We start from the raw sequence: 22,709 nt of genomic DNA, 5'->3' as shown, positions 1-22,709 counted from the left end.
ATTATTTATCAATTCAAGAACTCAAATTATTAAACAATAGATCTAGCAATTCTAAATCCAATATCATCTATATAAAAATCAGGAATACTCTTTCGACGACAAGTAGCCCCACATCCACGTTCCTCATCTGCCCAACTTCCTCCGCGAATAATTCTGTAACTACCAAATGTCTCTTCATCGTATAAGACATTGTCCTCCCCTGTCTTGAATTAATGTTATGAGACGCAATTTTCATATTAAGATCTTTTTAGGGATTATTGTTTAAGTATTTCTTTATATCCTCACACCAACATTAACATAAATATCCAGTTTAGTTTGGAAGTCTTTTCAGGAATAATGCCCTGTATGTTGAATTTGCATTAATTTGAATAATTTCAAATAATCCCTTGTAATATTTTACAAGTGGTATTATACTCATATATAAGACCATTATACAATAACACTAAAAAGTGAAAGGAGGACGACATGAAGGCAGCTTTGGACAGTAACCGTCCCATTTATATACAAATCAAAGAGATGATTGAGGAGGATATTCTCAACGGGCGGCTGGCACCTGATGAACAGATTCCCTCAAACAGCCAGCTTGTCAGCCATTACAACATTAATCCCGTCACCGTACTGAAAGGAATTAATCTTCTGGTAGATGAGGGCATCATTTATAAGAAGCGCGGGCTTGGAATGTATGTTAGCCCCGACGCCCCTGAAAAGCTTAAAAAACGTTTTTCTCAGGCATTTATCAAGGAACAGATAGAGCCTCTTACAGCTCTTGCAAAACCCCTGGGTTTTTCCCTCCAGGAGATTCATGAAATGATTGATAGTGCATGGAAAGGAGAAAAAAATGATTAATCTTGAAAATGTATCACTTAAATACGGAAATACGGTTGCGCTCAATAATGTTAGTTTAAAACTTCCCGAACAGGCAATCTGTGGGCTGCTTGGCAGGAACGGAGCAGGAAAGACCTCCCTTTTGTCTCTGCTCTGCGCCTATCACAGGCCAACCTCTGGAACAATAACTATATTTGGCGAAAATCCTTATGAAAACAGAAATATAATGCCACAAATTGCTCTTATCTCCGACGATCAGAGTGAAGTAGAAAATGCCTTTAAGGTAAAGGACCTCTTTAAAATATCAGCTACACTCCGTCCCAACTGGGATGCCGCCTATGCAGAAAAACTTATAAAGCTGTTTGAAATACCTGTAAAGAAAACAATGAGAGACTTAAGTCACGGTATGCGTTCGGCAGTACGTGTGATTATCGGGCTAGCAGGACAGACGCCAATTACCCTATATGACGAGGCATATCTCGGCATGGATGCCGCCATGCGCAAACTGTTTATCAGCGAACTTTTATCAGACTATTCGCAGAGGCCAAAGCTTATTTTGTTTTCAACACATTTTGTCAATGAGATGGAGGGGCTTTTCAGCGAAGCGATAATTATTAACAAGGGCAAGGTAATAGCCCACGACGACTGTGATAGCCTGCGATCAAAAGGAACAGCCGTAACGGGATTTAGCGAAGTCGTAGACAGCTTCACAAACGGTCGTGAAATCCTGTCCCAGCGAGTCTTGGGCCGACAGAAAGAGGTTGTATTGTTCGGGGAGTTGTCAGAAAATGATCGCCTTGCTGCGGAAAAACAAGGGCTTGAATTCTCTTACCCCTCACTGCAGGATTTATTCATCTATATGACTGAAAAAGGAGGGCAATAGTAATGACGAAAAAAGCTTTGAAACTTCTACTATCCATACAGGCTAAGAGCACATGTTTGTTTGTAGGTATCTATGCCTTGGTACTGGCAATACTTCTTGTAGTATTTTCTTATGTAACAATTGAAGATACTTCATGGATACCAATTTCCATCATTTATTCCCCTAAAATATACCTCTTGGTAATGGGGATTGTATATCCGTTAGTTGCAACAAAACTATTTGTGTCAAAAGGCCTGACCAGAAAACAGTTCTTTTGGGCCTATACAGGAGCCGTAAGCATTATATCGCTGTTTCTGCTCATACCGCTTTTAGCTTCAGTCATTTACTATGATAGCATTTCTCTACCTACTGCAATTACACATTATCTGCAAATGCCCCTATTTTTTCTCATCGGCTGGGCTTCTGTGGTGGGTTTTCAAATGGGGAAGTGGCAAAAGGCAATGCTTGGGATATTTGGTGCTACAGCGATGACTCAAACCATAACTACAATACCTAGCATTCTTGCTTTCTCCGACATGGCCGTATTAGGGGCAGTATTATTTCTATTAGCTGCATTGTTACTAATTCTGCCACGGATAATTTCTCAAATTCCTTTGAAAAGCTGAGTGGTCTTGGGCACACCATATCCAGTGTTCTGGTTAAATATTACTTTAGTTTTCCTTATTTTTTTAAAAGCCAGCTGACGAAACAGCTGGCTTTTTTACTAATTATATTTAAAGGATTTGGGACAGTACCGAAAAATACTAGCTAGCTGGCCAGCAGAAAACCTCTTTCCTTTAATGAGTTAAAAGTATAAAGAAATTCCTGGGAAACCTTTGACATATGGAAATTACAAAATATTTAGATTTTTATCTTGACTATCCTACACCCTAATTTTAACATTTAACTACAGCATGTAACTACATACCCATAAAGATAAAGGGTCTAATTAGACCGAGAATAACATCGGGTCAGTTTGGCTATACCAGCATAAGCTGTCCCAATAGACATCCGCAATCTCATTTAAAAGGACAGAATAATCAAACAAAGTAGAGGAGTTGAGTTATGAAATTACTGCTTACATCTGCAGGCATCAATAACAAAAGCATACATGACGCGCTAGTTGACATGCTGGGCAAACCGATTGCCGAATCTAGCGCACTGTGCATCCCCACCGCGATGTACGGACATCCTTGGGTCGGCCCCGGCGTCAAAACCTGGGAGTTTATCAGCGGGAAAGAACAGAGTCCCATGGTAAATCTGGGTTGGAAGTCCGTCGGCGTGTTGGAGCTCACAGCGCTGCCAAGCATCGACGAAGCCCGCTGGGTGCCGTTGGTCCGGGAGACTGACGTCCTGCTGGTATCGGGCGGTGACGCCCTCTACCTGTGCCACTGGATGCGGCAATCCGGGCTGGCCGACCTCTTGCCGTCGCTGAACGCAGTCTATGTGGGAATGAGTGCCGGGAGCATGGTGATGGCACCTAACATCGGGGAATTCTTCGTTGGCTGGACCCCACCCAACGGTGGTGATGAAACGCTTGGTCTGGTTGATTTTGCAATGTTCCCGCATCTGGATCACGAGATGCTGCCGTATAACACGATGGCTAATGCAGAGAAATGGGCCGCCGGGATGCAGGGGCCGGCGTATGCAGTTGATGATCAAACCGCCATCAAAGTAATCGATGGAGCGGTCGAAGTAGTATCTGAAGGGAAATGGAAACTGTTTACGCCATGATTTTACTATGCTGCTAGCTTTTTAGGAGCAGTCTCGAGGAACTGATTATAATCACAGCTTTGCAAATCCATTACAAGAAACGCAATATGGCAACGCCCAACTTACAACCGGGTTAGTTGCCTTTTTTTAAAATTATTTTCACAACAGCTGTGACTTGCGTTAATAGTATGGTCAACTCATAGGGTGTAGTGTGTCTACACTCGTTTTTTAAACTTTTTCTCATTGAAAAACAGATTCTATCTTCTTCCACGAAAACTCCGATGTTGATATTTTTGAGGGAAGCTAGTTTTAATTTATGAAATTTTAAATATGAATATTAGGAAAACCTAAACTAATTTAAGGGGGGAGAGTTATCCATGACACAAGATACCGATCATAAATATTATAAGGAATTAATTGATTTACAAGATGCAGAAGGGGTCGAAGCTCAATTTCGAAGTTTGCTTGAGGTTCCGATTGAATCCATTTCTGACCTGGAAAAGTGGTTAAAAGATGAAAAGGATTTAATGATGAAAATCACGGAGGCGATGACAGGCCACCAAGTCGATTTCTACCGAAACACAGAAGATGCGGATATCAAGTCCACTTATCTTCACGATCAGAAAGTCATCCATCCAATCTTAATGAAATATGAAGCAAAATTGAACGAGAAATGCTGCGGGTCTCCTTACTTCTATCAATTAGATGAAAACCGTTACGGCTTAATGCGACGCGTTCGCGAGTCCAAAGTTAAACTGTTCAGGGAAGAAAACATTCCGTTAATGGTAAAAGAACAGGAGCTCTGTACGAAGTATAGTGAAATTATGGGAGGATTAACAGTTGAATGGGAAGGAGAGGAAAAGCCTTATCCGTCCATCCAATCCAAGCTCGACCTCCTTGACAGAGAGGTACGGGAAAAAGCTTATCACGCCATGATGTCAGCCCATCAAGGAATTAAGCCTGATATAGATGCCATCATGGATGAACTTGTTCAACTGCGCCATCAAATTGCCTTGAATGCAGGCTTTGAAAATTATCGTGATTATATGTTTGTGGTCAAAAATCGCGAGTATACTGTTCAAGATTGTTATGACTTTCATGATAATGTAGAAAAACATATTGTCCCAGCTTGGAATAGATTAGCAGATGTTTTTAAGTCCAAACTTGGTGTTGATACGTATCGCCCTTGGGATAATACCGCTAAATTATTGAAAAACCCACCATACTCGGAAGTATCGGCTCTTTTGGATGGAGTTTCCGAAATGTTAGGGAAGACCGACCCCTATTTTGGAGAGCGTTTCGAGTACATGAGGAAGCATGGGTTACTAGATCTTGGAGATCGGAAAGGAAAAGGGCCAGGTGCTTTCTGTACATTCTTACCTGTTTCCGGGGATACCTTTGTCTTCGCGAATTTCAGTCCATCCTTTGATTCACTTAGCGGATTGATTCATGAAATGGGCCATGCGGTGAATGGGTACCTAGGGTTTTCAGAACACGGGCCTTTTGAAGAATACCAACTACGGGCGGAAGTTGCTGAACTATATTCTTTTGGAATGGAATTGCTCTTATTGGATAAGTTAGATCATTTTTACCCAGAAAAAGAAGAATTTAAGAGCGTACAGCGTGAAGAGCTAAGATGGGCATTTTCAATGTTATTAAAACCATTAACCGGGGATATATTCCAGCATTGGATGTATACGAATCCTATGCACACTGCCAAAGAGCGTGATGAAAAGTACTTTGAAATCTCAAAACGTTATGGCTTAAACCCTGTCGATACGTCTGGGTTTGAGGAGGAAATTGGGATGAGTTGGGCGGACACCATCCATTATTTCCATTATCCTTTCTATACTATTGAATACGCCATCGCTATGCTGGGGGCTCTTCAATTACTTGAAAACTATCAGAAAAATCCAGAGCAAGCTGTCCTATCCTATAAAAAAGGGGCAAGTGCGGACTACAATCAATCCATTGCATCCATTTTTGAAGAAACTGGAGTCAATTTTGATTTTTCAGAGCCCGCTGTTAAGCGTATGGGTGAATTTCTAGAAAAAACGATTCAGGATATTTAAAAAAGTGGAGCACGGAGACCGTGCTTAGTAGAAGACAATCCGAAGTATTCCACACAAAAAGGTACAACTAGTTAGGTTTTCTAGTTGTACCTTTTGTATTTCAGTAAAAAGATGGGCGTGTGGTTTTCGCCCCTCTCCACTTGGCTTCCAAAAGAAAATTTTTGGAAACCCTCATCTTTTAACTTTAAGCTGGTGCGTCAATTTCGTCTTCTTCAATTCGTTTTTCTACATATTGAACGTCTTTCCTCGCGTTAAAGCGGTCTGCCTTTTCAAGGGTGACAATGATATTGTAATCCGGGATGCCGGCATATTTTTCATAACGGCCGCGCGGCAGGAGGAAGTTGCCTTCCGGGAAGTGTACTTGAACATTCCCGCGCGAGATTTCAACAAACTTTGCCCTTCCCTGAAAAACACCGAATCCGTTGTAAAGAACGACTCCTTCACCTTCAGCAATGCTCAGCTCCCGGGCATCTTCTTCGTTCATTAACACATCATAGCGGCCAGCCCCAGTCAATGGATCCACTTCGTTATAAACCATGGAGTTGAACTGCTTGCCACGGCGGGATGTGACAACAAATTGGCCTTCCCTTTTACTACCGAGGTCAGGGATATCAACAGGAATGAGATTTCCTCGTCCATCCGAGGTAGGGCAAATACCATCCTCGCACAACCATGCGCCGCCCCACTGAAATACATCGCCGGCATTTTTTAAGTGCTGGATACCGTCATAGTTAGGGTTGGCTAACGCAATTTCGTTGCGGATTTCTTGGGCATCCTTAAAATCGACTGCAGCTGCAGTTTCAGGTTTCACTCGCTTAGCAAGATCGACGTAAATTTTCCATTCTGCACGCGCTTCCTCGATCTGATTCTTGTTTCCCGGAATTTCCGGGCTGAAATAAACCATACGTTCAGTTGAAGTGGATGTACCGCCGCCTTCCTGCTCGTAACGTGTCTTCGCCGGAAGGACTATGACAGCCTCTTTGGCATCTAGCAGGGTAGACGTGTTCAGAATGATATCTTGGTGGACACGTATTTCAAGTTCGGATAGTGCTTTTTCTACAAATTCAGGATCCGGCATCGTCTCCAGGAAATTGCCGCCTGACATATAGTAAAGTTTGATTTTCCGTTCATGATCTTCTGGCAGGACTATATTTTCCAGCGTGACACCAACTATATCCCCCTGCCATTCAGGCAGTTTGAATCCCCACAGTTTTTCAATCCGGTCTATATTTTCACCATAGAAATCTCCCCCTGGCAAAACAAAGGGATCAGCACCCATTTCTCCCGAACCTTGTACAGAAGAATGGCCCCGGAAAGGCATTAAACCTGTATGTTTTCTACCTAGATGCCCACGCAATAAAGCAAGGTTGACCACCTGGGAGATATTATCCGTGGCAAAGGAATGCATCGTTAAACCCATAGCCCATGCATATACAGCGTTTTTGCTATTCGCAAGCAACACCGCCAATTCAACGATCCGCTCCTTTGTAACGCCTGAAGACTTTTCAATTTCTTCCCATGATTGCTGCTGGACATGTGCCACTAACTCGTGGTAGCCATTTACGTGCTCTTTGACGAATTCGTGGTTAATTGCCGAACCTTGGCGGATTTCCTCCATTTCAAACCAATGTTTCATAATTCCGTGCATAAAGGCGATATCGCCTCCGATATTCACCTGGTAAAAATCATCGGCAAGCTTTGTCCCGAACAAAGCAGATTCAAGGTTTGAAGGGATCCAGTATTTATCCATGGCCGGTTCCCGATATGGATTAACAACGATAATTTTTGTACCTTTTTTCTTTGCTTCAAGCATGTATTTTGAGGAAACTGGTGAACTGTTGGACGCAACGCTTCCCCAGAATAGAAGTACATCCGTACCAATCCAGTCAAGGTAGTTGGCGGTGGAAGCTCCGACACCGATAGAGCGCTTCATTGCCGTCTTTGAAGGGGAATGGCAAATCCGGCTGGCATTGTCGATATTGTTCGTGCCGAGGAAACGAGATACCTTCCCCGCGACATAATATGTTTCATTCGTAATTCCGCGCGCGGTCATGTAAAACGCAAATTGTTTCGGATCCAGCTTCTTCATCTTCCCAGCAATCATATTCATCGCATCATCCCAGGTTATCCGTGAGAACCTACGCTCACCTTTCCTGCGGATCATCGGATAAGGAATTCTGCCGAGCTTACGGAGCTCGGAACTGCTGTATTTCCTTAGTTCATCAATATCGGCATGAAGGATTTCCGGTTTAATCGATCCGATTGTATTCAAGCGGAGAACGTTTAATCTAGTCGTGCAAATGTGAGGGCCTGTCAATGTCTGATCCTGAAGCCCCGACACTCCGAGTGCACAGCCGTCACACACACCCTTTGTCAGGATATTGGTGGCATACCCGAAATTGTCGCGGTTCTCCCATAGTGTTTTAACAGTATCACGTATATGTTTCGGCTTTACCTTGCCGAGCCCGAAAGGAATTGGGCTGACCCAATGTTCCGGTGCTGGCATAGCCGCTTTTTTCTGTGGTCCTGGATGTTTCGTTTTTCCCATTTAAAACACTCCTATTTAAATCATAAATACAAAAGCTTTCTGTAAAGAAAAAACCACCGCAAACACTGGAATTACGAGAATTCCCAGGTAAACGGTGGTTAGTCTTTAGCAGGAACGCTGCCAAGTGCCATACCTTCAAGTTAATTACAAAACTTTTTTTCTATGTCTTGATCAAAAACAAAAACTGACATTCCAAAGTCACGGTCAATATCAATATCGACGAAAACCTCAACAAATTTACAGCCAAGAAATTCTTCCATTTCCAAAGGAGGGTTTTTTCGGTACATTTCCTTTACCATTTCGGTCCTGGCTGCCCGCAATGCCTGTTTACCCTCGTTTGCAGAAGCGATGAATTTCTCTACCGGTGAAAGGTTTCCTTCCATTTCACAAATTGCCCATTTTTTACAAAATGTCGTGGTAATTCTGCTTGGTCCTTTTCCCATATGCTTCTTCCGAAAGGAACGGACCAAATTACTAAACTCAGCTTCGTATTTATTCATAATTTCCCCCTACTCCCAGAGGCTCATAATGATTGGTATTTTACCATACGGAGCTCGATTAAAAAAGAAATCAAGATGCAAGCTGCTGTTGCTCGTTTTGTTTGCGCAACCTGCGTATGTCATAGCGGATGACGATTGATACGACAAGTGCAACGACAAACAACCCTGCGAAATAGGTTAGGCTCGCTGCATAGCTTTGTGTTTTATCAAACATCCATGCTGCAAACATCGGTCCGGCCAACCCTGCAGCCGCCCATGCTGTAAGAATATACCCATGAATCGCACCAAGCTGTTTCGTTCCAAACAAATCCCCGATGTAGGCAGGAATGGAAGCGAAACCGCCGCCGTACATAGTGTAGACAATCGCAAGCATGATTTGGAACAACAAGGCGTTTGTTGTATGTGGCAGCAACGCAAACAAAACAATTTGAGTAGCAAAGAAAATGGTATACGTATTAGGGCGGCCGATATAATCAGATATTGATGCCCAGCCAAGGCGGCCGAAACCGTTGAATAGCCCCATTACTCCGACAAGCGCAGCCGCTCCGGCGGTTGTCAATCCAATACTTTCTTGCGACAGTGGCTTTGCAGCAGACAGGATTGCAATTCCGCACGTTACGTTAATGAAAAGCATCAGCCATAGATAATAAAAACGCTTCGTTTTGACAGCTTCATTAGCCGTTAACTGGGATAGATCCTGCTTAACTTTGGCTTTTCCGGACTCTACCTTTTCCTTGAATCCTTCAGGAAGCCAATTCACTGGAGGCTTTTCCAAATAAAGAGATGATAATGTCATAATTGCGAGATAGGCAGCTCCCAAGATAAAAAAAGTATTAGCGGTGCCAACCGATTTAATCAATGAATCCATGATTGGACTGCTGATTGCAGCCGCGAAACCAAATCCCATGATCGCAAGTCCTGTTGCAAGGCCGCGCCTGTCAGGAAACCATTTTACAAGAGTCGAAACCGGAGCGATATAACCGACTCCCAGGCCAATGCCGCCCAGTACTCCATAGGTTATGTACAGTAACGGCAGGGAACCAAGATTTACTGCGATTCCTGAACCTATAATGCCTGCGCCAAAGAACGCGGCTGCAAGAAGCCCAGCCTTTCTCGGTCCATGCTTCTCGACAAAGTGGCCAAGGAAAGCGGCAGACAAGCCAAGGAACAAGATCGCTAGGCTGAAGGTGAATTGGACTTGCTTTGAATTCCAGCCAAATTGCTCCATTAAGGGATTTGTAAAGTTGCTCCAAGCATAGACAGAGCCAATGGAAATATGAATTCCCACAGCCGATGCAGCAATGAGCCATCGGTTTTTCGTTTTCATTTCTTACCTCCTCGTTGATTTTTTTCTGTATGGACTGTTTGTCTGTAGGGCAAATTGCAGCAAAAAAACCGCCAATCTGTCATGCATGCAAAGGTTGCATGCAGAAAAAGACTGACGGTTAGGTTCCAGCAGGTTCGCTACTTTCAGACTAACAGTAATCGCTTTCAAATGTTCACACTTTAACCGAGAACAGGATCGCTATTCCGCATCAAAATGTGACATTTTTGTGAACTTTACAAAAATAGTATCATTTCACAAAGTCAAGCGCAACTCTTATGCTATTAAATTTACACTATGTGCATGGTAATTATTTTTCTTGTGAAAATGAATAGAATGTGATTAGATTTTAATAATTCAAAAATTTGTCATAGATTGGGGTGATGATAATGCTGGAAAGTATGAGCCAAAAATATCAAATAACCAAATATGCCGATGGCCGTTTTCTTAATGTTGAAGATGTGATCGTGAACGAATTCCCTTTGACTGTGTTCGTCAATGAAGTCGAGTTTGCCACAATGGTCGTTACTCCTACCCATTTTGAAGAAATGGTCGTCGGTTTTCTTGCATCGGAAGGGGTTATACGCACTTATAGTGACATACTATCACTCAACATAGATGAAGATCGTGGATATGCCTATGTTGAATTGAAGGTGAATTCCACTACGAATCAGCAGTATTATTCAAAGCGGTTCATTGGCTCTTGTTGCGGGAAAAGCCGCCAGTTCTATTTCCACAACGACGCCCGGACAGCTAGAACGTCCATGTCAAAAACAAAAATAAGTGCATCCCAAAGCATTTATCTCATGAATGAAATGCAAAACAGCTCAGAGGTGTTTCAGGAAACCGGAGGAGTGCATAATGCCGCACTGTGTACACCGGATGAGATCATTGCTGTTCGTACTGATATTGGCAGACATAACGCACTGGATAAATTATTCGGATTTAGTATTTTGAATAGTATTTCTGTAAGGGATAAAATTATTGTATTCAGCGGAAGGATCTCTTCTGAAGTGTTATTGAAGGCTGCGAAAATTGGGGTAGGAATCGTATTATCCAAGTCAGCGCCGACTGATTTGGCCATCAAGCTTGCACAGGATTTAAACATTACAGCTGTTGGCTTCATTCGGGGCGGGTCTTTCAATGTCTATTCCTGTCCAGAAAGAATAGTTGATTAATTAATCTTGGTGGAGCATCTTTTTTAAAGCAACTATATAGGTTGAGTCAGAAATTGTAATTCTAATGTAACCTTGCGGTTGATTTCCGCTCCATGCACACGCTTTCCGCGGGGCGTCAGTGGAGCCTCCTCGGCGCGAGCGCCTGTGGGGTCTCCACCTTGCCGCTACATCCCGCTGGAGTCGGTGCCCTCCGCTCCAATCAACTTACATTCCAAACTAAATTTGCAAAAATTTATTTCAACCTATATAGTTCTCGTCAATGAATTTTCTTTCCATCTTTTTATATTCTAATATAGTAATTATTTTTCCGATAGATCCACAATTTTATCTATTCAAAACTTATTGGAGTTACATTTAAAGTTAATCAACTTCTTCAAAAAACCCGTGTGTTTGCGGCAACACACGGGTTTTTTGGTGAGTTTTTATCATTAAAACAAAATCAGTCTATATTCAAGGTTTCTGCTCCCCTAATCATTAGATCATTGCCGTACTGAGGGACAGGAACCTCTTTTACAATAGGTCTCTTCTCAAATCCTCAGCGGATTTTGGAGACAGATACCCGGGTGCAACATCAAAAACAGTTTTTGCTCCAGTTTGTCCTTCTTTATTTAAACGATAAGCTGCCCGTGCATATGCCACTAGTACACTAGCTGTAAATTCTGGGTTGCTCTCTAAGTTAAGGAAGTATTCAATAATTTGGTTATTTTCTTTTCCTGTTTTTCCGCTTCGAATCACAAACCCGCCATGTGGTAATTTTGAATGGTTTTCTTTTAATTCTTCTGCTGTAATAAAGTTTACTTCTGTATCATAGTCAGCAAAGTAGTTCGGCATTGTTTTAATATCGTGCTCAATTTTTGCTTTGTCATATCCTTCTTGTGCTACGACATAACAAACACGGCGGTGTTTTTCACTTGTAGATAATTCAGGATTCACTCCACTTTTGACCTTCATGATCGCTTCATCAATCGGTACTGTATACTGAACACCACCTGCTACACCCTCAACTCTGCGAATAGCGTCAGAATGCCCTTGGCTCAGTCCTTTCCCCCAGAACGTGTACGTTTCACCATTTGGCAGGATGGCTTCAGCCATTAATCGATTAAGTGAAAATAAACCTGGATCCCAGCCAACAGAAATAATGCTAGTCTTGCCACTTTCCTTAGCCGCTTCATTAACTACACTAAAATATTCAGGAATCTTTGCATGTGTATCATAACTATCGATTGTGTTAAACATTCTAGCAAAATACGGACCTTGATCTGGAAGATCTGTTGCTGAACCTCCACATAAGATCATCACATCAATTTTGTCCTTATATTCCTCTGCACTCGAAATAGGCAAAACCTCTACATTCGGTTCATTTACTGAAAGGGTTTCAGGTGCTCTTCTTGTAAAAATAGCAACAAGCTCCATATCTGAACACAGCTTGATTGCTTCAATTGTTCCTCTGCCAAGATTACCATAGCCGACAATTCCTACTCTAATTTGATTACTCATACTCTTTCTCCATTTCTATCTTTTCTTTATTTTTCATTATATTCACTTTCTAAATACTCATAAGTAGAATCTTTTTTACCATAATCTATTTTAATATACTTTTCAATCGTATCGTCCTAAGTAATTCACTAAATTATTGGGAAAATAGTTATTTATTTTTGTATAACAAAAATACAGACCACAGGGACGGTTCTTGTGGCTTTTTATGTACCAAAAGGACCGTCCCTGTGGGATAAGAATTATTTTCTCCAACAGCTTCACAAGCTTTGCCACACATCAGACTTCAAATTCTGATTTGTGTTTGCTTTCTTTTTCTCCATTTCGTATTTTCAGGAAAGCTTTTTCTATATCAGCCAGTTCAAGCTTTGATAGCGCCTCGGCATCGGCCAGAGTAATATCTTCCATCAAGGAGAGCCTCAATGACTGGGCCTGGATCGCCTCTTCAATAAGATTCGCCGCAAACCTGCCATTTCCCGAAACCTGCTTATCCTGAAGAGACTCAAGGATATAGTCCTTAGCGTCCCCGGAAAGCCTGTATTGATAAGTTTCTGCATAGTTAATCATTATCTCGAGGAGCTCCTCTGGATTGTAATCAGGAAAATGGAAGAATTTTTTAAAGCGGGACCTTAACCCAGGGTTAAATTCCAGCAGTGCTTCCATTTGTTTCGGGTATCCTGCAAGGACAATAACGAGATTTTCATTATGCCTCGTCATTTCATCTACCAGAGTTTCAATAGCCTCCTTGCCGAAGTCCCCTCCAGATGTGCTAAGCAATGAATAGGCTTCATCAATGAACAGGACCCCGCCGAGTGCATCGCGGACTTTCTTTCTCGTTTTTTCGGCTGTTTGGCCAACATAGCTGGCGACAAGGTCCGCTCTGCTAGCAATCACTAAATGGCCGCGCTTTAGAAATCCGTTCTCTTTTAAAATTTCCGCATATATTTTTGCTACCGTTGTCTTCCCTGTACCGGGGTTTCCGGTAAATACTGAATGAAGCTGTACGGGGACCGTGGGCAGGCCGCTGTCCCTCCTCATTTGCTGGAGCTTGACGAAGGCTGCCAGGGTTTTCATTTCACTCTTTAAGGAATCCAACCCGATCAGACGTTCCAGTTTTTCAAGAGGCCGGTTGCGGCTTTCCTGGACTGGCAGCTTGAAATCGTTTCCGTCCAGAATAGAGAAACGAAGAATGTCTAACACATTGTCATCTTTCGCTGCTCCTTTTCGAAAAATTGCCTCAAGAACGAGGTTATGAACAGTTCTTGCGTTCCCAAAAGTTTCGTCTACCCTTTCACGTTCAAGCCGTTCCTCTAATGCGTTCTTTGCCGTTTTTGTTAAAAGATAGTCATTGTCCTCGGCAATTTTCTCACCAATTGTAACAAGTTCTTTATTTGTATAGTCACGAAGGAAAATATGGTTGGATTGGGGGAATCGGCTTCGAAGGCCCGGATTCGCATCAAGGAAAATCCTCATTTCTTCAGGATAACCAGCCAGTATAACTGCGAACTTTCCGCCAAATTCCTCTCCAGTCATCAATGAAACCAGTGTATCAATTGCGGCTTGTCCATAATCATTGCCTGTTTGGCCCTCCCGTTTAAGGCTATAGGCTTCATCAATAAACAAGACTCCTCCAACAGCCTTGCTGACAATGTTACGGACATTTTCCTCCGTTTGGCCAACATATGATCCCACCAGCTGAGATCTATTTGTTTCTATGACCTCTTCCCTTGGCAAAATGCCAAGCTCATGAAAAATTCTTGCCAAAAGCCTGGACAGGGTTGTTTTTCCCGTACCCGGGTTCCCGGTAAAGACAAAATTCAGGCTAAGCTCATCTTTCATCTGGAAGCCCATGTCCTTACGCTTTTTTTGAAACTTAAGGTACTGATAATAATCCTTAACACGAGCCTTGACTGTTTCAAGACCAATCATCTGATTTAATTCATCAATCGCATTTACGTTAGCTTCATTTTCTTGCTCTGACGTTTCAGCGAATAGGCTGGCCCATTCTTTTTTTATTGCCTCTACCTGTTCAAGTCTAGCGGACAGTTCTTCCATATATGCCGCTGTGTGAAAAACCCCTGTAATTGATTGGTCGTATTCCTCGGCAGCTTTTAAAAGTTGGCTAGTTGATTTGATTGCATCCAGCATCAAGTTATAAAGCTTTGCCTGTATTGGGTCCACTACGCCATGATGCCAGTTGTCCAGTTGATCCAGCTGATCATCAGCCTGTTCAAGGAATTTACGGCAGATCATTATATATTCCTCAGCGATTTTCTTCTTTGTCGTCCGATTATCCGTCTCCCTGATAAGTGGAAAATCCAATGAGTCTAAAAATGGCGCTGCCGCCCGCCAGGTAGATTTGTTCAAAAATTCCTGTGCTTCTAGGTTAGCTGGGTCAAGCTCGGCGGCCCTCTTCATCCAGACCATTCCAAGCCGGTCCCTTTTGTCTTTTTGGAAGCGGGACTTCGCAGCTATCACGAGCAGCCGGCCAATTTCCTTTGCGCTAAGTGTTTGATCATGCTCCATTATATAAGCGAGAATTTCTACCTCGTCATCGATATAACCTTTTTGGTCCAGTTCATCGTTCCATTTTGTTTGCTGTGGCATAGTTCCTCACACCTGTTTACTGTTTTTTACTATCGTACCATATCGGACACGGGGTTACGAAAGGGTGCGCTTAATTAGAATGCCTGTAACTACCCGGATTTTCTTGTTTCATAAATGTTCCACAAACACAAAAGGTGCATGACGGCTAGTGTAGTAATCCTTTTATACACTGTTGTCATGCACAAATCAGTTTATTCACCTTTAAAACTTAACCATGAAACGCACTCGATATGTCTGGACTGCTGATTGTAGAAAAAGCAAAATGGATTTATGTAGCCGTGTCCACCTAAATTACATCATGCCGCCATTCATTTTTTTAAAACAGAAAAAAATAAAACCAAATAGGTTCAAACAAGAGGAGGACAAAGAAAAAGCGGCCTATATATTTCCCCTTTTTAACTTTGTTCTTATTTACATAACTGTCATATTTTTCACATAATATGATATAATTTCCCTTATATCGACAATTATCAGGAGTGGGGAAATGGTTAAGAAAACTGACGGATTAATGAAGTATTTAAGAGATACACATGGTATCCAAATAAACGGGAGTCACCAGAAACAAAAATTGCGAAATATCGGCTATTACCACGGCTTCAAGGGGTATAGATTTATAAAACAACCTAATAGACGCATTATTTTTACAGATTTTAACGAAATAATGGCACTAAACAAATTTGATATGGAATTGAAAACGTTATTTTATCCACAAATGATGTTTATTGAGACTGCGTTAAAAAACTATATGCTTGAAGTTATTGTTAAGCATGCCAGAACAGATTCCTTTGATCAAGTTTATGAAAACCACCTAACGTATTACAAAACTCACCATATTGGCTCGGATGATTATAAAAAGGCCCTTCAAAATCGCTTAAAATTGCGAAATCAGTTTTATAGTGTCCTATCACGTGACTATTTACTCGGGAAGCCCATTGTACAACATTTTTATCATAAAGACGAATATGTACCTATTTGGGCCATCTTTGAAGTAATATCATTAGGTGAATTCGGCAACTTTATTGCTTGTTCGAATATAAATATGAAAAGAGATATTTCAAATCTTTTGAAAATAAATATTGCTTTTGATACCGACGGAAGAATGACCGAAATCATCACGTTTCTTTTGAAAGATTTAAGAAATGCACTCGCACATAATGAGGCTATTTTTGACACTCGCTTCAAAAGGAGTAGAATAAATGGTACCTTGTGCAGGTTAATTAATAATGAAACATCTATACCTAACATAACCTTTGAGACTATTGTGGATTACTTAATTCTTACGGTATACTTACTTAAGAACTTAGGTGTAACAAAAACAGAACTACACCAACTGGTAAGAAAGTTTGAAAATATCATCAATGACTTTAGAGCGGAAATACCTTTTACCGTTTATAGTCGAATATTGTATACTAATACAGTAACCAAACTAAATTTGTTGAAAAATTTTATATAAAATGTTTGAATCTTATCGTGATAAAGGGTATATTATAAGTAGTGAATAGCGGTGAATGTCTTCGGACTACACCTTGGGGAATTGGATGCGTCCAATTCCCCTTTTACTTTTTTTAGACTCTTGTTATGGCAAGAAATTTTCATTAAGCAAGCCTGGCCGGAATAGAAGATGCCCTTGTATAAAACAAAAGATTACCTCTAAGCTAACAGGTCAAACACCACAAGGACAGTACCAAAAGAACCGTCCCTGTGGTATATAAAAATAACTACCCGGGGATGGTTATTCTGTTTTTCATTCTATATAATTAAGGCAGCAAAGTTTTTTATTTGGTCCGATATATTAATATCGGATCTTTTTTATCTGATTGACCAGCCATTTTGAACCAAATAATTTAAGGGCAGAGCGGGATCTTCCCGGTCATCTTTAACCGTAATTGAATTTCTCCCTCCACCTTTAGATTGCTGGTAATGTATATAGAAATTTATCATACCAGAAGGAACGGTCACTTTTTTAGACATCCAGTGAATCAATTCCTCTTGGCTAATAAGCATTCCCTCAATTCCGTCTTCAAATTCTGTAACATACCGTGTGTTCTTATCTGCTTTCACCAAAAAGGCGTAGTAGTCATAGGTCGAAAACAAATCTTTGGTTCCTTTGCTCCATGCAGATACACGATAGGGATCATATTCGTGGCTTTTCCTGAATGATTCATAATCCCTCGATGAACTAATGTATACTTTAAATTTCCGGCCGCCATGCTCACAAGTTAATACATTATGCTTCAGACTAATAAAACGAATATTTTTGTTGTCTAGGCTTAATTTTTTCTTCGCAAAGTCCACCATTTCTTCCCGAGTAAATGTACGTTCTTTCTTCTTTCCCTGTACTACAGCTGCCATATGCCCCAATTCCCCCTCATCCTCGACTTCCTCTTCTTCCTTAGTCAAAGTTAGACCACTAAGCAAGTTCTTTTCACTTAGCCACTCATAAACCCGAAAAATCTCCTGCTTTGATGCACCTGTCACGAATTCCACTTCCCCAAGATTGCCCTTTGTTAAGATGAAGCATCTGGCGATGATCCCGTTCCCCGTGTCTTTTAGAGCCGGAATTTCTTTTAACCAATCCTGCCATATTCGATAACGCTCAAAACTAATCAAATACTTATCATCCTTCCACATAGTATAAATTACTCTTTAATTATAAAATATACACATAAATTACACAAGTTATTTGAGAGCAATTTTTAAGTAATTTTTAAGTAATTAAAAAGCAATTTTGATTTTAGTGATTTTCATTTAGGAAAACCCGACGATAGATGGAACACACGTTCGTTTTAATGACTAAATAACTAACTAAGCTCGGAGGTAATTTTATGAAGGATAGAGGCTTTATTAAGTGACAGGGTTTTTTTCATGCCCGAACACAAGGCTATGTTAAAACATGTTGAAATGGATGATATGAAAATGGAGAAACCAATACTGGACGAAGGGCAGCTACAGGAGTTTAATAATTGCTTATTCAAAGCATTCAAGATAAATTGGAAATTAGACTAACATTATGGCTAGACGGATTTATTGAAGAAGTTGGACCAAAAGTGGTATTTAATATTGATCCGTATTAAAGGCAGCTTTATGTAAGGGATAAAAATGGCAAATAGGTTGTTAGGATTGAGATAGGCCGGAAACATAAGCTTGATTATGTGAAGCTGTAACTGAAGGCACCTTAAGGTAGGAAGATTTAGTGGAATTAAAGCAGGCACTAGATGCGAAAGTTGAATCAATTCTGATTAAACAAGCCCAACTAAATGAAGACCTGACAGAGTGCGAAAATAAAATCATATAGCCGCCCTTAAAGAAAAGCTTAGTGACCTGCTTAACCTTAAGGATTTGACACCTCAAATCCTGAATTCATTGGTGGAGAAAGTAACCTGCCAGTCAGAGGGAAACATTCACATCAAATACAGCTTTGAAGCGCATTGCTAGATACATGAGAAGAGGCAACTTCCCTTAACGGTTAGTTGCCTTTTGAGTTAATTGAACAAAGAAAGGATAACGATGACTTTAAATCGGACAAACGTATTTTCCATTCCAATTCAAAAACAAGGAACTTCCGCCTCCCCGATAGCCTCTATGAACAATTCACCCAAACAGGCGAGCAGAAAATTCCACACCTACAAATCCAGCATATCGTTGCACAGTGCCTACTCAATTTTGTTGACCAATATCATCTTACCGACGAATAAAGTTAATAAAGGGCAACTCCTGAAATTTAGCGGAGTTGCCCTTTATATTCGTCATAAGTCTTTCACAACTTCCTCGTCCAAAATGACCTTTCTTTTCTCCCAATCTGGCATGAGCGAGAACAGCATATCATAAAATTCTCCACTGTGGTCATTGTGCCTGAAATGAATCATTTCGTGCAATACTACATAGTCAATGCAGTATTTCGGTGCCTTTATCAAATCAACATTGAGGAGAATTGTATTGGAATCTACTAATGCAGACCCCCAACGTGCCTTCATAACCCTTATATCAATAGAGGGCTTTTCTATCTTGTGTTTTTGCATTGATGGGTACAACTTATCCAGGGATTTCTGAAAAGCCTTCCGAGCCTTCTCCCGATACCAGTCATCCATCAGTTTTGCTTTACGGCTAAGGTTATTTTTATCCTTTACGTACAGATGGATAAACCCTCGATAATACTTTACTATCTCCTCATTTTCGGTTTCAAAGACACGTAAACGATACTGCTTTCCGAGGTATTTAAAAGACTCACCACTCACATATTCTCGTTCACTTTGTCCATAAGGTTGCACGGCTTCAAAATTCTTAACATGTTTTGAGATCCATGCCCCTTTCCCTTTCACGAAGTCACAAATAAAACTTAACGGAACCTTTTCATTCGCCGACACAACGACTGACATGTCAGGCTTTATATTGAGGTTCACATTTTTTACATTCTTTCTTTCCAGATTGAATTCTATTAAATTGTTGCCATACTGGATTTGATGTTTTTCCATGTTGTTCACTACCTTTTTCAATATCGACGGAGGGCAACAGTTTTAATTTGTTCGATAATCAGGTCTATTTGATCATAATTCAGCTTTACATGGTATTCTTCCATAAAGTCGTATATCAAATCGTCTAATTCTTGGGCTATGCGATTATGAACCTCAATGTTATCCTGCCAATCCACTTTACTATGTCTCTGAATGACCTGATCCATTTTCACAGCTAATCCCGCTATATCTTCCTCTCCAACTTCCATCGGTTGAAGAATGTCCTTGTTTACACCGTAAAGGGCTTGGGCATTATGATTGTCCCTGATAACCACGGGATAGTCATTTGATGTCTCACCTTTGCGGTAGTCATTCATAATATCCTTCATCTTATTAAGATACTCTGCCTCGGATATACGCTTTTCTTTGTAGGCTTGAATGGCTTCTCTAATACGTTCCGAAAAACGCTTATAATGGGCGGGATTTTCATCCCATTTTGTGTTAATGCTTTTGGTTAGCCGTGTCCGTATGGCGTCTGCCTTCGCCCTTTTTGTATCTAACCTCTCCAATTCTTCCTCGAATGCTTTTTCATTCAAAATGTCGACAGGATTGGTTATACGGATGACCTCTTCTGCAGAAATGTAGTTATCCATTAGCTTCTGCATTTTTGCTTCATACTCTCTATGGTCAATCGTATCCGAATAACGGAGCTTCACACTTTTTCGTAATTCCTGGAAAAACTTCATATCCTTTTTGTACCTCTGAAGTTCCTCTACGGGCAAGGCATTGTATATTTTTTCGGATTCAAGGGCAATCCCAAGGTTTCTGCCGAAGTTGCTTAAAACCCCATAGAAACTCTCCCTACGGTCTTCTTCTTCCAGCCAAACCTCGTATTCTTCTGCATCGAATTTATTTTTTATCGGTGCGAAAATCTGCAACAAGTCAGAATGGTATTGTCTCAGCGAACCAATCACACTAATTACATCATAAACCGTACCTTCTAAATCCTTCGGATCAAAGTTTTCCAATCCACCGCCTGAATACACCTGCAATGCTTGATCGAGCTTACCCAGCAGACCTCGATAATCTATGATAAAACCATAGTCCTTCCCCTCGTACAAACGGTTTACCCGTGCGATTGCCTGCAATAGGGTATGTTCCCTCATTGGTTTGTCGATATAAAGAATCGAGGCTCGTGGAGCGTCAAAACCTGTAAGGAGCTTATCAACAACTATCAGCAAGTCAATGTCATCCCCGTGAATGAATTCTTCCTTAATTGAATCCTCGTAATCATCCTCATTCCCATAGCGATCAATCATTTGTTTCCAAAAACGATGTACCTTATCTTTTGATTCGACATCCACCACCTCATGACCTTCACGGTGGTCAGGCGGGGAGATGACAACGTCACAGTTTAAATCTCCAAGCTCCTCAAACGCCTCTAAATAGCGAATAGCTTCAATCTTACTATTGGTTGCAAGCATCGCTTTAAATTGGCTTCCTTGCGTTTTATAGTTGTTCAGGAAGTGTTCGTTTATATCAAAAGCAACCATGCTAATTCTTTGATTAGATGAAGCTATTCTCTCAAACTGGCTCCATTTTCCTATAACTTCTTCTTTTTGCTTATCATTCAGGTTCCGTGTAATCATCTCTAACCGATTATCAATGGCTTTCTGGTTCACTGTCTGGTCAACCATCTTTCCTTCATATAAAAGCGGGACGATTGCCTTGTCTCGAACCCCATCGGCAATTGTATATGTATGGATTAGCTTTCCGAATTTAATCATGGTGTTCTTTTCTTTTTTCATCAGTGGGGTTCCTGTAAAGCCGAGATAACAGGCATTTGGAAATACCCTTTTCATTTTAATGTGAAGTTCTCCATACTGAGTTCGGTGTGATTCATCTACTAATACAAAAATATCCCTGGATTCAATAGGTTTTTGAATGGTAGAGGCAATATCAAACTTATGAACCAGTGTAGTTACAACATCAGCGTTATTATCATTGATTAGGTCAACTAAATGGCTCCCAGACCTCGCACGGCTCGCTTTTATACGTGTATGGCGGAATGTTTTGTGAATCTGTTTATCCAGCTCCTTGCGATCGGTGACTACAACTACCTTCGGGCTATGTTCAAACAACTCCGAAAGTATATACTTCGCCAACATAACCATTGTGAGCGATTTTCCCGACCCCTGTGTGTGCCATATGACACCGCTTTGCCGATTGCCATTTTCATCACGTTCTCCAATGGTATTGATGATTTGCTTTATGGCAAAATACTGCTGATACCGTGCAACCTTTTTCACGTCTTTATCGAATAAAACAAAGTATTGAGTAATTTCTAACAACCGTTTAGGATGAAAAAGGGAAATAATATTCTGATCTTGAACAGTTGGTAGCCTGCCTTCAACCGTTTTATCCAACCAATACCCTAACCATTCCTGCTGTCCTTCTTTCCATACCGACCAGAACTTCTTGGGTGTATTGCAAGTAGCATACCTTGTTTCATTTTTGTTCGTAGACATTACGGTCTGAACGAATTTAAACAATTGTGGGGCATAATCCTTCCCCTGGTTACGAATCATTTGGCTAATGCCCTGTTCCATTGAAATCGATGCCTTTTTGCACTCAATCACTCCAAAAGGAATACCGTTCACAAAAAGAACTATGTCGGGACGGATTGTTCCTCTACCACCCATCCGCTCCACATCAAATTCCTCAACAACATTAAATACATTGTTATCAAAGCAATCCCAATCAATGAATTGAACCGTGAAAGACTTTTTTGAGCCGTCAGGTAAAAACTCCGTATATGTTCTGCCCTTCATAAGTGTTTCATATATGGCTTCATTTGCTTTCACTAATCCGTTAGTCAATGGTTCATCCAAATCAAGAATTGCTTGTTGGATGTTGGAAGCACTAAACTTATACGTTTGTCCTTTATACTCGTAGGAATTTAACTCGTTTAGTTTTTCCTTCAATACTGTTTGCAATAAAACCTTATTGAGATTCCCCCGCATTCGCTCCGCATCTTCCGAGGAAATGTATTGATAACCTAACTTTCGCAAAACTTTAATAGCAGGAATTTGACTAATAAACCGCTCGTCATAACTGATCTCTTTTGTCATTCTC

16 protein-coding genes and 1 pseudogene are annotated in these 22,709 nt (G+C 41.0%); 8 read left to right on the top strand and 9 right to left on the bottom strand.

Annotated elements, in window-relative coordinates; translation table 11 throughout:
- Window positions 1-29: 29 nt before the first annotated feature.
- Window positions 30-185 (bottom strand): annotated as a pseudogene (locus V1499_RS01935) (SUMF1/EgtB/PvdO family nonheme iron enzyme); the annotation flags it as partial.
- Between the two features lie 280 nt (window positions 186-465).
- On the opposite strand from V1499_RS01935, the gene V1499_RS01930 reads away from it, so the two are divergent.
- The 5 genes from V1499_RS01930 (at window position 466) to V1499_RS01910 (ending at window position 5,472) form a co-directional block, all read left to right on the top strand.
- The gene (locus V1499_RS01930) at window positions 466-846 is read left to right on the top strand and encodes a GntR family transcriptional regulator (RefSeq protein WP_409273347.1); all 381 of its coding nucleotides are present in this window, start codon (window positions 466-468) and stop codon (window positions 844-846) included.
- Complete coding sequence (locus tag V1499_RS01925) at window positions 839-1,708, top strand: ATP-binding cassette domain-containing protein (protein ID WP_409273345.1); 870 nt, start codon at window positions 839-841, stop codon at window positions 1,706-1,708. The genes V1499_RS01930 and V1499_RS01925 overlap by 8 nt, the downstream gene beginning before the upstream one ends.
- Before the next feature lie 2 nt (window positions 1,709-1,710).
- Window positions 1,711-2,313 carry a hypothetical protein gene (locus V1499_RS01920; RefSeq protein ID WP_409273343.1) on the top strand — a complete coding sequence of 201 codons (603 nt, stop codon included), beginning with the start codon at window positions 1,711-1,713 and terminating at the stop codon, window positions 2,311-2,313.
- Window positions 2,314-2,752: 439 nt separating this feature from the next.
- On the top strand, window positions 2,753-3,421 hold the full coding sequence (locus V1499_RS01915; RefSeq protein WP_409273341.1) for a Type 1 glutamine amidotransferase-like domain-containing protein: 669 nt from the start codon (window positions 2,753-2,755) through the stop codon (window positions 3,419-3,421).
- A 356-nt stretch (window positions 3,422-3,777) separates the two neighbouring features.
- Entirely contained in the window at window positions 3,778-5,472 is a 1,695-nt protein-coding gene (locus V1499_RS01910) for a M3 family oligoendopeptidase (protein ID WP_409273339.1), read from the top strand.
- 184 nt (window positions 5,473-5,656) lie between these two features.
- On the opposite strand, the gene V1499_RS01905 is transcribed toward V1499_RS01910, so the two are convergent.
- The 3 genes from V1499_RS01905 to V1499_RS01895 form a co-directional block, all read right to left on the bottom strand.
- Window positions 5,657-8,020, bottom strand: a complete 2,364-nt coding sequence (locus tag V1499_RS01905; RefSeq protein ID WP_409273337.1) for an FdhF/YdeP family oxidoreductase — start codon at window positions 8,018-8,020, stop codon at window positions 5,657-5,659.
- A 140-nt stretch (window positions 8,021-8,160) separates the two neighbouring features.
- A complete protein-coding gene (locus V1499_RS01900; RefSeq protein ID WP_409273335.1) occupies window positions 8,161-8,520 on the bottom strand; it encodes a DUF2294 domain-containing protein in 360 nt (119 codons plus the stop codon).
- A 70-nt stretch (window positions 8,521-8,590) separates the two neighbouring features.
- A complete protein-coding gene (locus V1499_RS01895) occupies window positions 8,591-9,847 on the bottom strand; it encodes an OFA family MFS transporter (protein WP_409273333.1) in 1,257 nt (418 codons plus the stop codon).
- Between the two features lie 386 nt (window positions 9,848-10,233).
- Between V1499_RS01895 and fdhD the strand changes: the two genes are divergently transcribed.
- A complete protein-coding gene (gene fdhD / locus V1499_RS01890; protein WP_409273331.1) occupies window positions 10,234-11,022 on the top strand; it encodes a formate dehydrogenase accessory sulfurtransferase FdhD in 789 nt (262 codons plus the stop codon).
- A 510-nt stretch (window positions 11,023-11,532) separates the two neighbouring features.
- Here fdhD and V1499_RS01885 read toward each other — a convergent pair.
- Both V1499_RS01885 and V1499_RS01880 read right to left on the bottom strand, forming a co-directional pair.
- The gene (locus tag V1499_RS01885) at window positions 11,533-12,519 is read right to left on the bottom strand and encodes a diaminopimelate dehydrogenase (RefSeq protein WP_409273329.1); all 987 of its coding nucleotides are present in this window, start codon (window positions 12,517-12,519) and stop codon (window positions 11,533-11,535) included.
- A 276-nt stretch (window positions 12,520-12,795) separates the two neighbouring features.
- Entirely contained in the window at window positions 12,796-15,123 is a 2,328-nt protein-coding gene (locus V1499_RS01880; RefSeq protein WP_409273327.1) for an AAA family ATPase, read from the bottom strand.
- Between the two features lie 484 nt (window positions 15,124-15,607).
- On the opposite strand from V1499_RS01880, the gene V1499_RS01875 reads away from it, so the two are divergent.
- Window positions 15,608-16,576, top strand: a complete 969-nt coding sequence (locus tag V1499_RS01875) for an Abi family protein (RefSeq protein WP_409273325.1) — start codon at window positions 15,608-15,610, stop codon at window positions 16,574-16,576.
- A gap of 356 nt (window positions 16,577-16,932) precedes the next feature.
- Here the strand turns inward: V1499_RS01875 and V1499_RS01870 are convergent, their stop codons facing one another.
- On the bottom strand, window positions 16,933-17,733 hold the full coding sequence (locus V1499_RS01870) for a hypothetical protein (RefSeq protein WP_409273323.1): 801 nt from the start codon (window positions 17,731-17,733) through the stop codon (window positions 16,933-16,935).
- 255 nt (window positions 17,734-17,988) lie between these two features.
- On the opposite strand from V1499_RS01870, the gene V1499_RS01865 reads away from it, so the two are divergent.
- Window positions 17,989-18,129 (top strand): YolD-like family protein, encoded by a 141-nt coding sequence (locus V1499_RS01865; protein ID WP_409273321.1) that lies wholly within the window; start codon window positions 17,989-17,991, stop codon window positions 18,127-18,129.
- 740 nt (window positions 18,130-18,869) lie between these two features.
- Here V1499_RS01865 and V1499_RS01860 read toward each other — a convergent pair.
- Entirely contained in the window at window positions 18,870-19,595 is a 726-nt protein-coding gene (locus tag V1499_RS01860; RefSeq protein ID WP_409273319.1) for a M48 family metallopeptidase, read from the bottom strand.
- Window positions 19,596-19,612: 17 nt separating this feature from the next.
- A complete protein-coding gene (locus V1499_RS01855; protein WP_409273317.1) occupies window positions 19,613-22,705 on the bottom strand; it encodes a type I restriction endonuclease subunit R in 3,093 nt (1,030 codons plus the stop codon).
- Between the last annotated feature and the right edge of the window lie 4 nt (window positions 22,706-22,709).

It is taken from the genome of Neobacillus oceani, from assembly GCF_046237595.1.
GTDB lineage: Bacteria > Bacillota > Bacilli > Bacillales > Cytobacillaceae > Bacillus_D > Bacillus_D oceani.
Note: the sequence above shows the minus strand (reverse complement) of the source record. Positions and strands in the feature narration are given on the sequence as shown.